Source organism: Pantoea dispersa (assembly GCF_019890955.1).
Classification (GTDB): Bacteria; Pseudomonadota; Gammaproteobacteria; order Enterobacterales; family Enterobacteriaceae; genus Pantoea; species Pantoea dispersa.
Genome location: NZ_CP082346.1, coordinates 941,336 through 954,126 on the forward strand (window position 1 = coordinate 941,336; position 12,791 = coordinate 954,126).

Consider the following 12,791-nt stretch of genomic DNA (forward strand, 5'->3'; position numbering starts at 1 on the left):
TACCCTGCAGGGTCGCCATTAATGGCGGCTTTTTATCTTGTTGTTCCGGGGACTTTCATGACTGCTTTAAACCGCCTGCTCACCATCATGCAAACCCTGCGCGATCCGGTGCGCGGCTGCCCGTGGGATCGCCAGCAGACCTTCGCCTCTATCGCGCCGTATACGCTGGAAGAGACCTATGAAGTTATCGACGCCATCCAGCGCGAAGACTTTGACGATCTGCGCGGCGAACTGGGCGATCTGCTGTTTCAGGTGGTGTTCTACGCCCGCATGGCCGAGGAGCAGCAGCGTTTCAACTTCGATGACATCTGCAACGCCATCAGTGACAAACTGGAGCGTCGCCATCCGCACATCTTCGGCGAAGTCCAGGTCGATTCCACGGCCGAAGTGCTGAAAAACTGGGAGGCGATCAAGCAGCGTGAGCGTGCGGAGAAGTCTCAGCATTCGGTGCTGGACGATATCCCGAAAGCGCTGCCGGCGCTGATGCGCGCTTATAAAATCCAGAAGCGCTGTCACAGCGTAGGCTTCGACTGGGACAGCCTCGGGCCGGTGCTGGATAAAGTGCATGAAGAGATCGACGAAGTGATGCATGAAGCCCAGCAGGCGGTGGTGGACAGCGACAAGCTGGAAGAGGAGATTGGCGATCTGCTGTTCGCTACCGTCAATCTGTCACGCCATCTCGGCAGCAAAGCGGAAACCGCGCTGCAAAAGGCCAATGACAAGTTCGAGCGCCGCTTCCGTCAGGTCGAGAATATTATTCAGGCCCAGGGGCTGAGCATGGAACAGGCTACGCTGGCGCAGATGGAAGCCGCCTGGCAGCAGGTCAAAGCCGGCGAATAACCTTGTTCAGCCTCACCGGGCAGCGCAGGTGATTATTCCAGCGCTGCGCATAAAATCACCGCCTGAGCTTACTCGATTCAGCCAGTCAGCAACTTTGTGACGTACGTCAACATTTCACCCGGCACTCTCCGCTATGTTACAGGCTGTAATGCGAGGAGGATGGTGTGATTCATCAATTGTGGCTGCGGACGACTTCGGGTATACTGTTTTCCCGTCCTGGTTATTCCACCGTCTTTAAACCTAAACTCTCAGGTTCAGCATGACAACGAATTATATTTTTGTGACCGGCGGGGTCGTTTCCTCTCTGGGCAAAGGCATTGCCGCAGCCTCCCTCGCAGCCATCCTTGAAGCACGTGGTCTGAATGTGACCATCATGAAACTCGATCCGTACATCAACGTCGATCCGGGTACCATGAGCCCTACGCAGCACGGTGAAGTGTTCGTCACCGATGACGGGGCCGAGACCGATCTGGATTTAGGTCACTACGAGCGCTTCATCCGTACCAAAATGTCGCGCCGCAACAACTTTACTACCGGCCGTATCTACTCAGAAGTGCTGCGCAAAGAGCGTCGCGGCGACTATCTGGGCGCGACCATTCAGGTTATCCCACACATCACCAACGCCATCAAAGAGCGCATCATTGAAGGTGGCGAAGGTCATGACGTCGTGCTGGTGGAAATCGGCGGAACCGTGGGCGATATCGAATCCCTGCCGTTCCTGGAAGCGATTCGCCAGATGGCGGTCGATGTTGGCCGTGAACACACCATGTATATGCACCTGACGCTGGTGCCTTACATGGCGGCGGCGGGTGAAGTGAAAACCAAGCCAACTCAGCACTCGGTTAAAGAGCTGCTGTCGATTGGTATTCAGCCTGACGTGCTGATTTGCCGTTCAGACCGCGCGGTGCCGGCTAACGAGCGCGCGAAGATCGCCCTGTTCTGTAACGTGCCGGAAAAAGCGGTTATCTCGCTGAAAGACGTTGATTCGATCTACAAGATCCCGGGCCTGCTGAAATCGCAGGGTCTGGATGATTACATCTGCAAGCGTTTCAACCTGAGCGCGCCGGAAGCCAATCTGGCCGAGTGGGAGCAGGTGATTTACGAAGAAGCCAATCCGGGCGGCGAAGTCACCATCGGTATGGTCGGCAAATATGTCGAACTGCCTGATGCCTATAAATCCGTGATTGAAGCGCTGAAGCACGGCGGTCTGAAAAATCGCGTCACCGTTAACATCAAGCTGATCGATTCGCAGGATGTGGAAACGCGCGGCGTCGAAATTCTGAAAGATCTTGATGCTATCCTGATTCCTGGTGGCTTCGGTTACCGCGGTGTGGAAGGGAAATTGCTGACCGCGCAATACGCGCGTGAAAACAACATTCCGTACCTCGGCATTTGCCTTGGCATGCAGATTGCGCTGATGGAATTTGCGCGCAACGTGGCCGGGATGGAAGGCGCCAACTCCACTGAATTTGTGCCAGACTGTAAGTACCCGGTGGTTGCGTTAATCACCGAATGGCGCGATGAAAACGGTAACGTTGAACAGCGTACCGAGCAGAGCGATCTGGGCGGCACCATGCGTCTGGGAAGCCAGCAGTGCCAGCTGACGCCGGAAAGTAAAGTGCGCCAGCTGTACGGCTCTGACGTCATTACTGAGCGTCATCGCCACCGTTACGAAGTAAACAATCTGCTGCTGAAGCAGATTGAAGCGGCGGGTCTGCACATTGCAGGCCGTTCCGGCGACGATCAACTGGTGGAGATCATCGAGATCCCGAATCATCCATGGTTTGTAGCCTGCCAGTTCCACCCGGAATTCACGTCGACCCCGCGTGATGGTCATCCGCTGTTCGCTGGCTTTGTGAAAGCCGCGCAGGAGCACCAGAAGCGTTTAGCGAAGTAAGAGTTTAACGAACAGCGCGCGAACTTTTCGCGCGTTGTTTGTCTTAGGATTGACTAACTTGTACTGAGGAAAATCGAATGTCCAAAATCGTTAAAGTCATCGGTCGCGAAATCATCGACTCCCGTGGCAACCCGACTGTAGAAGCAGAAGTGCATCTGGAAGGCGGTTTCGTTGGTCTGGCTGCTGCGCCATCAGGTGCATCAACCGGTTCACGCGAAGCACTGGAGCTGCGTGACGGTGATAAGTCTCGTTTCCTGGGCAAAGGCGTAACCAAAGCGGTTGCTGCGGTTAACGGCCCAATCGCTGACGCGGTAAAAGGCAAAGATGCCAAAGACCAGGCGAACATCGATAAGATCATGATCGAGCTGGACGGTACTGACAACAAATCCAACTTCGGTGCAAACGCCATTCTGGCGGTTTCTCTGGCAGCAGCCAAAGCAGCAGCAGCCTCTAAAGGCCTGCCACTGTACGCACACATTGCAGAACTGAACGGCACCCCGGGCAAATACTCTATGCCACTGCCAATGATGAACATCATCAACGGTGGTGAGCACGCGGATAACAACGTTGATATCCAGGAGTTCATGATTCAGCCGGTTGGCGCGAAAACCGTGAAAGAAGCCATCCGTATGGGTTCTGAAGTGTTCCATCACCTGGCTAAAGTCCTGAAAGCCAAAGGCATGAACACCGCGGTGGGTGACGAAGGTGGCTACGCGCCAAACCTGGGTTCAAACGCCGAAGCGCTGGCCGTTATCGCCGAAGCTGTTAAAGCAGCAGGCTACGAGCTGGGCAAAGACATCACCCTGGCGATGGACTGCGCAGCATCTGAATTCTACAAAGACGGCAAATATGTGCTGGCTGGCGAAGGCAACAAAGCCTTCACTTCTGAAGAGTTCACCCACTTCCTGGAAGACCTGACCAAACAGTACCCAATCGTTTCTATCGAAGACGGTCTGGATGAGTCTGACTGGAACGGCTTCGCTTACCAGACCAAAGTGCTGGGCGACAAAATTCAGCTGGTGGGCGACGACCTGTTCGTGACCAACACCAAAATTCTGAAAGAAGGCATCGAGAAAGGCATCGCTAACTCTATCCTGATCAAATTCAACCAGATCGGTTCTCTGACCGAAACCCTGGCTGCGATCAAGATGGCGAAAGACGCTGGCTACACCGCGGTCATCTCTCACCGCTCTGGCGAAACTGAAGATGCGACCATCGCTGACCTGGCGGTCGGTACTGCCGCTGGCCAGATCAAAACCGGTTCTATGAGCCGTTCTGACCGCGTTGCTAAGTACAACCAGCTGATTCGTATCGAAGAAGCGCTGGGTGACAAAGCGCCGTTCAACGGTCTGAAAGAAGTTAAAGGCCAGGCGTAATCGCCTGCGGATGTGGCTAAACGGCCACATCGCCTGACATCAAGCCCCGCCTGGTGCGGGGCTTTTGCTTTTTATGGCACGAAGCAGCTGTGAAGCGACGCACAAAATCTGCCATAATCTGCGCCTCGAATTTCTGAAGTGAGTAAAAAATGTTCTACCCGATTAACGAAATGTTCCAGACGCTGCAGGGCGAAGGTTTTTACACCGGCGTGCCGGCCATCTTTATCCGCTTACAAGGATGTCCGGTGGGCTGTAGCTGGTGTGATACCAAACATACCTGGGAAACGCGGGCGGATCGGGAGACGTCGCTGGGGGACATTCTGGTCAAAACCGTGGAGAGCGATGCCTGGGGCAGCGCCGATGCGGCCACGCTGATTGAGAGCATCCAGCGTCAGGGCTGGACCGCCCGCCATGTGGTAATCACCGGCGGTGAGCCGGCAATTTTTGACTTACGTCCACTGACCGAAGCGCTGGAAGCGGCCGGTTTTCAGTGTCAGATTGAAACCAGCGGCACGCATGAAGTGCACTGTTCCGCTGCCACCTGGGTGACGGTGTCGCCGAAGGTGAACATGCGGGGTGGCTACGATGTGCTGCCGCAGGCGCTGCAGCGTGCCGATGAGATTAAACATCCGGTGGCGCGCGAGCGGGATGTGGAAGCGCTGGATGCGCTGCTGGCTGGCCTGCAGGATGAGAAAAAACGCATTGTGGCGCTGCAGCCCATCAGCCGTGGCGAGGCGGCGACCAGACTGTGTATTGAAACCTGCATTGCCCGCAACTGGCGGCTTTCGATGCAGACGCACAAATACCTGAACATCGCCTGATTCACCGAATGCGCACCCGGCAAAATCAACGCCATTGTGGCGGGTAAGCATCAATGCGCACCCTACAAACTCATTACACCGTAGGGTCGCCATTGATGGCGACCTGGCCAATGGTAGCCGATGCGCATCAATGCGCACCCTGTAAATCGCATTACACCGTAGGGTCGCCATTGATGGCGACCTTCTGACCTTTCCCGCGACTGTCAGCCGCGATAGACGCAGCCTGCGGTGCAGGTCTCTTTGATCATCACCGCACTCAGCTCAGGCAGAATCGGCTTCATCTCATCCCAGATCCATTTCGCCAGCACTTCGCTGGTCGGGTTCTCCAGACCGGGAATATCGTTGAGATAATGGTGATCGAGGCGATCGTAGATCGGCCTGAACGCCGCCTTCAGTTCGGCAAAATCCATTACCCAACCGGTATGCGCATCCACTTCACCGGTAATTTCCAGTCGCACCAGAAATGAATGGCCGTGCAGACGACCGCATTTATGCCCTTCCGGCACGTGAGGTAAGCGGTGGGCCGCTTCAAACTGGAACTCTTTAAACAGCGTGGTAGACATAATGGCTCTCAGACGTAAAAACCGCTGAAGTCTACCTGAAAAGCAGATTTTTCGCACCCGCCAGCGCTGAAAAGGGCATTTCTGCTGATTTGCCGTTTATGCCGTAAATTAACTGATTGAATTATTGAGACTTTATTTACCACTTTTACTGGTTAGGCTGACCCAAAAAACCACTTAGTCATTTTGGTTATTTATTATGTCGAAGCCTTATTTAATCGTTAATATACAGGCCGGTAACCTACCCACTCTTCCGCCGCTTCCCGGTACGGATTTCTGACACTGGAATTTTTAACGCGATGACGACTCAGGCACCCCCAGCGATGCTTCCGCTATCCCCGGAGCAAATTGCGCGCTTACAGGCCGCGACCACCGATTTCAATCCAACGCAGCTGGCATGGCTTTCTGGCTACTTCTGGGGCATGGTTAATCAGGCACCGGGCACCGTTGCCGCGCCTGCGCCAGTCGCCGCTGAGGTGCCGGGCATTACGCTGATCTCTGCCTCCCAAACCGGCAATGCGCGCCGGCTGGCCGAGCAGCTGCGTGACGATTTGCTGGCGGCGAAACTGAGCGTCAACCTGGTGAATGCCGGCGACTATAAATTCAAACAGATCGGTCAGGAAAAACTGCTGATCATCGTGACCTCAACGCAGGGCGAGGGCGAACCGCCGGAAGAGGCGGTAGCGCTGCATAAATTCCTGCTGTCGAAGAAAGCGCCGAAGCTGAGCGATACCGCCTTTGCCGTGTTTGGTCTTGGCGATACCTCCTATGAATTTTTCAGTCAGGCCGGTAAAGACTTCGACCAGCGTCTGGCCGAACTGGGCGGCGAACGCCTGCTGGATCGCGTGGATGCCGATGTTGAATACAGCGAGCTGGCCAGCGCCTGGCGTCTGCAGCTCACCGATATTCTCAAAGCGCGCGTGCCGGCGGAACCGGCAGCGCAGCTGGCAGCCAGCGCGGCTGGCAGCGTCAATCTGGTGGACAGCAGTCCTTACACCAAAGAAGCGCCGCTCACCGCCAGCTTTGCCCTGAACCAGAAAATTACCGGTCGCAACTCAGATAAAGACGTGCGCCATATCGAAATCGATCTGGGAGATTCCGGTCTGCGTTACCAGCCAGGCGATGCGCTTGGGGTATGGTATGAAAACGATGCGGAACTGGTGCAGGAGCTGCTGCAGCTGGTATGGCTGAAAGGCGATGAGCAGGTCGAGGTGCGCGGAGAAACCCTGCCGCTGGCCGAGGCGCTGCAGAAACATTTCGAACTGACGGTTAACACGCCGCAGATCGTCGAGCAGTATGCGGCCCTGTCGCGCAACGAGGCGCTGCTGGCGCTGGCGGGCGACAAGCCGAAGCTGCAAAGCTTCGCGCAGAGTTTCCCGATTGTCGACATGGTGCGCCAGGCACCCACCGAACTGAACGCCGGCCAGCTGACTGGCCTGCTGCGTCCGCTGACGCCGCGGCTTTACTCCATCGCCTCGTCGCAGGCGGAGAACGAAACCGAAGTGCATATCACCGTCGGCGCGGTGCGTTATGAAATTGACGGCCGTCAGCGAGGCGGCGGCGCGTCCACCTGGCTGGCCGATCGGCTGGAAGAAGATGGCGAAATCCGCGTGTTCATTGAGCATAACGATAATTTCCGTCTGCCGGCCAATCCGGATGCGCCGGTGATCATGATCGGCCCGGGCACCGGCATTGCCCCGTTCCGCGCCTTCATGCAGCAGCGTGAAAACGACGGTGCCAGCGGTAAAAACTGGCTGTTCTTTGGTAATCCGCACTTCACCGAAGATTTCCTCTATCAGGTAGAGTGGCAGAAATATGTTAAAGACGGTCTGCTGACCCATATCGATCTGGCGTGGTCACGCGATCAGGCCGAAAAGATTTACGTACAGGATAAAATCCGCGCCAGAGGGGCGGAAGTGTGGCGCTGGATTGAAGAGGGCGCGCACCTGTACGTCTGCGGCGACGCCAATCGCATGGCGAAAGACGTTGAACAGGCATTACTGGATGTGGTGGTCGAACACGGCGGCATGGATCGTGAAACCGCTGACGAATTTTTAAGTGAGCTGCGCATTGAGCGCCGTTATCAGCGAGACGTTTACTAATGAGCGAAAAACATCCTGGACCGCTGGTGGTTGAAGGCAAACTTTCCGACGCCGAGCGTCTGAAAAAGCAGAGCAACTACCTGCGCGGCACCATTTTAGAAGATCTCGACAATGGCCTGACCGGCGGCTTTACCGGCGATAACTTCCTGCTGATCCGTTTTCACGGCATGTACCAGCAGGATGACCGCGACATCCGCGCCGAGCGCGCTGCGCAGAAGCTGGAGCCACGTCATGCGATGATGCTGCGCTGCCGTCTGCCGGGCGGCATCATCACGCCAACGCAGTGGCTGGCGATTGATAAATTTGCCACCGACAAAACGCTGTACGGCAGCATCCGCCTGACTAACCGTCAGACGTTCCAGTTTCACGGCATTCTGAAGAAGAACGTCAAGCCAACTCACCAGATGCTGCATGAAGTCGGACTGGACGCGCTGGCTACCGCCAACGACGTCAACCGTAACGTGCTGTGTACCTCGAACCCGGTGGAGTCAGAGCTGCATCAGGAAGCGTACGAGTGGGCGAAAAAGCTTTCCGAGCATCTGCTGCCGCAGACGCGCGCCTACGCCGAGATCTGGTGGGATCAGGAGAAGGTCGCCACCACCGATCAGGAGCCGATCCTCGGTGAGACCTATCTGCCACGTAAGTTTAAAACCACCGTTGTGGTACCGCCGCATAACGATGTCGACCTGCATGCGAACGATCTGAACTTCATCGCCATTGCGGAGAACGGCAAGCTGATTGGCTTTAACCTGCTGGTCGGCGGCGGCTTGTCGATTGAGCACGGCAACAAAGCCACTTACGCGCGCACCGCCAGCGAGTTTGGCTATCTGCCGGTGGAGAAGATCCTTGATGTGGCTGCAGCGGTGGTCACCACACAGCGCGACTGGGGTAACCGTACCGATCGTAAAAATGCCAAAACCAAATACACGCTGGAGCGCGTCGGCGTCGAGACCTTTAAAGCCGAAGTCGAGAAGCGTGCCGGCCTGACCTTCGAGCCGATTCGCCCATACGAATTTACCACCCGTGGCGATCGCATCGGCTGGGTGAAGGGCATCGACAAAAAATGGCACCTGACGCTGTTTATCGAAAACGGTCGCCTGCTGGATTATCCGGGCCGTCCGCTGAAGCGCGGTATCGCGGAGATTGCCAAAGTGCATCAGGGCGATTTCCGCCTGACCGCCAATCAGAACCTGATTGTGGCCGGCGTACCGGAGGCGCAGAAAGCGCAGATTGAAGCCATTGCGCGTGAGCACGGCCTGATGGAAGCGGTCACGTCGCAGCGTGAAAACTCCATGGCCTGCGTGGCCTTCCCGACCTGTCCGCTGGCGATGGCTGAAGCCGAACGCTTCCTGCCATCCTTCGTCAGCAAAGTGGAGGAGATCATGCACCGCCACGGCGTCGGCGAAGAGCACATAGTGTTACGCGTTACCGGTTGTCCGAACGGCTGCGGGCGTGCCATGCTGGCCGAACTGGGCCTGGTGGGCAAAGCGCCGGGCCGTTACAACCTGCATATTGGTGGTAATCGCATCGGCACGCGCATCCCGCGCATGTACCGCGAAAACATCACGGAAAACGAAATCCTCGCCAGCATCGATGAGCTGGTGGCGCGCTGGGCCGGCGAGCGCACGGCGGATGAAGGGTTTGGTGACTTCGTGATTCGCGCGGGCATTGTGCAGCCGGTGGTCGATCCCGCCCGTGATTTCTGGGACCCGGAGGCAGTATGACACTACCCGATCTCGCCAGCCTGAACAGCGGCAGCAAAGTCGATCGCATCATGGCGCTGGCGGAAAGCAACGTCCAGCTGGAAAAGCTCTCCGCCGAACAGCGCGTCAGCTGGGCGCTGGAGCAGCTGCCAGGCGCCTTTGTGCTGTCGTCGAGTTTTGGTATTCAGGCGGCGGTGCTGTTGCACATGGTCACGCAGCAGCGCCCGGATATTCCGGTCATCCTCACCGATACCGGTTATCTGTTCCCTGAGACCTACCGCTTCATTGATGAACTGACGCAGCAGCTGAACCTGAATCTGCAGATCTTCCGCGCCGAAACCTCACCGGCGTGGCAGGAAGCACGCTACGGCAAGCTGTGGGAGCAGGGCGTTGAAGGGATCGAGCAGTACAACCAGCTGAACAAAGTCGAGCCGATGAACCGCGCGCTGCAAACGCTGGGTGCGCAGACCTGGTTTGCCGGCCTGCGCCGCGATCAGTCCGGCAGCCGTGCCAGCCTGCCGGTACTGGCCGTGCAGCGTGGCGTGTTCAAAATCCTGCCGATCATCGACTGGGACAACCGTCAGGTGCACCAGTATCTGAAGCAGCATGGGCTGAAGTACCATCCGCTGTGGGACGAAGGTTACCTCTCCGTGGGCGACACGCACACCACGCGCAAGTGGGAGCCGGGGATGGCTGAGGAAGAGACGCGCTTTTTCGGCCTCAAACGCGAATGCGGGTTACACGAAGGCTGACGGGCGCAATTGCTGCGGGTGCCCAGCGGTGCGCACCCGCAAAAACCGGCAAGATCTTACAACGTCGGATTAGCCAGCTCCGTCAGTAGCGGCTGCAAAATGCGTACGCTGTCGCGCGTGCGCTGATGGATGCGCCCCGGCAGCCAGTGGTCGATGTAAGTCAGATTATCGCGCCCGGTCTGGTGGCGCACCGTACCCTCCGGAAAATGCGGTGAACGTGCACGCTGCTGCTCACCGGCTTTATTGCCCAGCGCCCAGTTGGCTGCGGTAACGTCCAGCAGCGGAATCCCGGCTTTATCAAACGGATTAACGCCCGGGTAATCGCGTGCGGTCAGCACGTGGCTGGCGGCCGTGATGCCGTAACGGTGCGCAATCTGCAGGGCGCGCGCGCTGGTCTGCTTGCGTACTGCCGCTGGCGTATTCATGCCGTTATTAAAGTAGAGGCGATCGCCAACGATCAGGCTATTCAGATCGATCACCAGCAGCGTATCTTTCTTCTCCTGCACGCTCATGCGCGCCAGATAATCATCCATACCGTGTAAACCGGCTTCGCCTGCGCTCAGCGCCACAAAGCGCACGCCATAGTGCAGCGGCGTTTGACTCAGCGCCTGCGCCAGCTCCAGCATCACGCCCAGCCCGGAAGCGTTATCGTCCACGCCCTGCAAACGCAGGCCGCCGAGATTATTGTCTGCCTCGTGCTGGCTGAGCGGCGTCCAGGTATCCAGATGGGTGACGATCAGAATCTCCTGCGGCACGCTGCCGGCGCGTGCGGCGATCACCGAGGTCGCCGTCACTTTATGGCGGCGCGTGATGCCCTGTTTCTCCAGCCAGTTGTAGCTGGTATTAAACTGCCGGGTATTGCTCTGATAACCAAGCTGAGTGAACTGCTGCTGCAGATAATCTGCCGTCATCAGCTCGGCGGGGCTGCCGCTCATGCGGCCGGGGAAATAGGTAGCGATGTGACGCAGCTGCTGTTCGGCAAAGTGGCCAGGGGCGATCGCTGCAGCCTGCGCCAAAAGAGGCAAACCGCCGGCAATCAGTGCTGCCAGCACGCTGCGGCGGAGAGTGGCAAACATAGTGGTTGTCCTTTTCTGACATCCCGTCAGGGTAAAAAAATTCTGAGTTAGTATGAAACTGTGACGCCGCCTGCACAATTTGTATCGCTCCGAAACACCAGCAATATCATTTGTTAAGCACAAATTGTTATCAGCAATCCCGGTGCGTTATTCCATTTGGTAACTACTCATGCTAATTCGTAATTTCATCTGCCAGAAGGCGGGGACGTATAGTCGCGTTAACTTATTGTAAAACTAACAAGGTTAACGTGGATTACTTGCCTCTCTTTGCCGATCTCAAAAGCCGTCCGGTGCTGGTGGTCGGCGGTGGCGAAATCGCTGCGCGTAAAATTGAGCTGCTGCGGCGTGCCGGTGCGCACGTGCGGGTAGCCGCGCGCGAGCTCGGCCATGAACTGCAGGCGCTGCGCGACATTAACGCCATCGAGTGGATTGCTCAGCACTTCGACGCGGCGCAGCTGGACGATGTTTTCCTCGTGATTGCCGCCACCGACGATAACGCCCTCAACGCGCAGGTATTTGATGCCGCTAATGCGCGCCACAAGCTGGTGAATGTGGTCGACGACCAGCCAAAATGCAGCTTTATCTTCCCGTCGATTGTTGACCGCTCACCGCTGGTAGTGGCGATCTCCTCCAGCGGCACCGCGCCGGTGCTGGCGCGTCTGCTGCGTGAAAAAATCGAAGCGCTGCTGCCCGCCAATCTCGGACAGATGGCCGAAGTGGCCGGTCAGTGGCGCGACAAAGTCAAACAGCGCTACCACAAAATGTCTGACCGTCGTCGCTTCTGGGAGCGGGCTTTTAATGGCCTGTTTGCCAGCCAGATGGCGGCGGGTAACGTCAACGAGGCGCGCCGCACGCTCGATCGTGAACTGGAAAACACCTCCGATAATCAGGGTGAAATCACGCTGGTCGGTGCCGGACCGGGCGACAGCGGTCTGCTGACGCTGCGCGGGCTGCAGGTGATGCAGCTGGCCGACGTGGTGCTGTATGACCATCTGGTCAGCGACGAGGTGCTGGAGCTGGTAAGACGCGATGCCGATCGTATCTGCGTCGGCAAACGCGCCGGCGCCCATTCGGTGCCGCAGGAAGAGACCAATCAGCTGCTGGTGACGCTGGCGCAGCAGGGCAAGCGCGTGGTGCGCCTGAAAGGCGGCGATCCGTTTATTTTTGGCCGCGGCGGCGAAGAGCTGCAGGCGGCGCAGGCGGCGGGCATTCCGTTCCAGGTGGTGCCGGGCATCACCGCGGCCGCGGGTGCTACCGCGTATGCCGGTATTCCGTTAACCCACCGCGATTATGCCCAGAGCGTGCTGTTTATTACCGGTCACTGCCGCGCCGACGGCGACGGTATCGACTGGCCGTCGCTGGCGCGCGCGCGGCAGACGCTGGCAATTTACATGGGCACGGTGAAAGCGGCGGAAATTGCCGCCGGGCTGATCGAACACGGCCGCGCGCCGTCAACGCCAGTGGCGGTGATTGGTCGCGGCACGCGTCAGGATCAACAGGTGCTGACCGGCACCTTAGCACAACTCGAGGCGCTGGCTGCTGCCGCGCCAACGCCAGCGCTATTAGTGATTGGCGAAGTGGTGAATCTGCACGGGCAACTTGCCTGGTTCCAACATTCGGCACAGCAGGGGGCTCGCGAGTCCGCCGTTGTCAATTTGGCTTGA

Annotated in this window: 10 protein-coding genes; 8 read left to right on the forward strand and 2 right to left on the reverse strand. The window is 57.6% G+C overall.

Annotated elements, in window-relative coordinates; all coding sequences use genetic code 11:
• Nucleotides 1–57 precede the first annotated feature (57 nt).
• The 4 genes from mazG to queE all read left to right on the forward strand — a co-directional run bounded on the left by mazG (nucleotide 58) and on the right by queE (nucleotide 4,934).
• Nucleotides 58–840 (forward strand): nucleoside triphosphate pyrophosphohydrolase, encoded by a 783-nt coding sequence (mazG, locus tag K7H94_RS04270; protein WP_125310165.1) that lies wholly within the window; start codon nucleotides 58–60, stop codon nucleotides 838–840.
• Between the two features lie 259 nt (nucleotides 841–1,099).
• Nucleotides 1,100–2,737: a glutamine hydrolyzing CTP synthase gene (gene pyrG, locus K7H94_RS04275; RefSeq protein WP_021507363.1), complete on the forward strand. Its 1,638-nt coding sequence runs from the start codon at nucleotides 1,100–1,102 to the stop codon at nucleotides 2,735–2,737.
• A gap of 77 nt (nucleotides 2,738–2,814) precedes the next feature.
• Complete coding sequence (gene eno, locus K7H94_RS04280; protein WP_021507362.1) at nucleotides 2,815–4,113, forward strand: phosphopyruvate hydratase; 1,299 nt, start codon at nucleotides 2,815–2,817, stop codon at nucleotides 4,111–4,113.
• Between the two features lie 149 nt (nucleotides 4,114–4,262).
• Nucleotides 4,263–4,934, forward strand: coding sequence for a 7-carboxy-7-deazaguanine synthase QueE (queE, locus tag K7H94_RS04285; RefSeq protein WP_021507361.1), 672 nt, complete (start codon nucleotides 4,263–4,265; stop codon nucleotides 4,932–4,934).
• A 203-nt stretch (nucleotides 4,935–5,137) separates the two neighbouring features.
• Here the strand turns inward: queE and queD are convergent, their stop codons facing one another.
• Entirely contained in the window at nucleotides 5,138–5,500 is a 363-nt protein-coding gene (queD, locus tag K7H94_RS04290; RefSeq protein WP_176428100.1) for a 6-carboxytetrahydropterin synthase QueD, read from the reverse strand.
• A gap of 293 nt (nucleotides 5,501–5,793) precedes the next feature.
• Between queD and cysJ the strand changes: the two genes are divergently transcribed.
• Genes cysJ through K7H94_RS04305 form a run of 3 tightly spaced genes read left to right on the forward strand, consistent with a single transcriptional unit; the run spans nucleotide 5,794 to nucleotide 10,051 of the window.
• Nucleotides 5,794–7,596 carry an NADPH-dependent assimilatory sulfite reductase flavoprotein subunit gene (gene cysJ / locus K7H94_RS04295; RefSeq protein WP_222951705.1) on the forward strand — a complete coding sequence of 601 codons (1,803 nt, stop codon included), beginning with the start codon at nucleotides 5,794–5,796 and terminating at the stop codon, nucleotides 7,594–7,596.
• Nucleotides 7,596–9,320, forward strand: coding sequence for an assimilatory sulfite reductase (NADPH) hemoprotein subunit (gene cysI / locus K7H94_RS04300; RefSeq protein WP_222951706.1), 1,725 nt, complete (start codon nucleotides 7,596–7,598; stop codon nucleotides 9,318–9,320). The genes cysJ and cysI overlap by 1 nt, the downstream gene beginning before the upstream one ends.
• Nucleotides 9,317–10,051, forward strand: a complete 735-nt coding sequence (locus tag K7H94_RS04305) for a phosphoadenylyl-sulfate reductase (protein WP_058759741.1) — start codon at nucleotides 9,317–9,319, stop codon at nucleotides 10,049–10,051. The genes cysI and K7H94_RS04305 overlap by 4 nt, the downstream gene beginning before the upstream one ends.
• Nucleotides 10,052–10,107: 56 nt before the next feature.
• On the opposite strand, the gene K7H94_RS04310 is transcribed toward K7H94_RS04305, so the two are convergent.
• Entirely contained in the window at nucleotides 10,108–11,127 is a 1,020-nt protein-coding gene (locus K7H94_RS04310) for an aminopeptidase (protein ID WP_058775990.1), read from the reverse strand.
• A gap of 248 nt (nucleotides 11,128–11,375) precedes the next feature.
• Between K7H94_RS04310 and cysG the strand changes: the two genes are divergently transcribed.
• On the forward strand, nucleotides 11,376–12,791 hold the full coding sequence (gene cysG, locus K7H94_RS04315) for a siroheme synthase CysG (protein ID WP_059010912.1): 1,416 nt from the start codon (nucleotides 11,376–11,378) through the stop codon (nucleotides 12,789–12,791).

Coding starts and splice junctions, on each gene's coding strand:
- mazG (WP_125310165.1), top strand. CDS start 58: ATGACTGCTTTAAACCGCCTGCTCACCATCATGCAAACCCTGCGCGAT.
- pyrG (WP_021507363.1), top strand. CDS start 1,100: ATGACAACGAATTATATTTTTGTGACCGGCGGGGTCGTTTCCTCTCTG.
- eno (WP_021507362.1), top strand. CDS start 2,815: ATGTCCAAAATCGTTAAAGTCATCGGTCGCGAAATCATCGACTCCCGT.
- queE (WP_021507361.1), top strand. CDS start 4,263: ATGTTCTACCCGATTAACGAAATGTTCCAGACGCTGCAGGGCGAAGGT.
- cysJ (WP_222951705.1), top strand. CDS start 5,794: ATGACGACTCAGGCACCCCCAGCGATGCTTCCGCTATCCCCGGAGCAA.
- cysI (WP_222951706.1), top strand. CDS start 7,596: ATGAGCGAAAAACATCCTGGACCGCTGGTGGTTGAAGGCAAACTTTCC.
- K7H94_RS04305 (WP_058759741.1), top strand. CDS start 9,317: ATGACACTACCCGATCTCGCCAGCCTGAACAGCGGCAGCAAAGTCGAT.
- K7H94_RS04310 (WP_058775990.1), bottom strand. CDS start 11,127: ATGTTTGCCACTCTCCGCCGCAGCGTGCTGGCAGCACTGATTGCCGGC.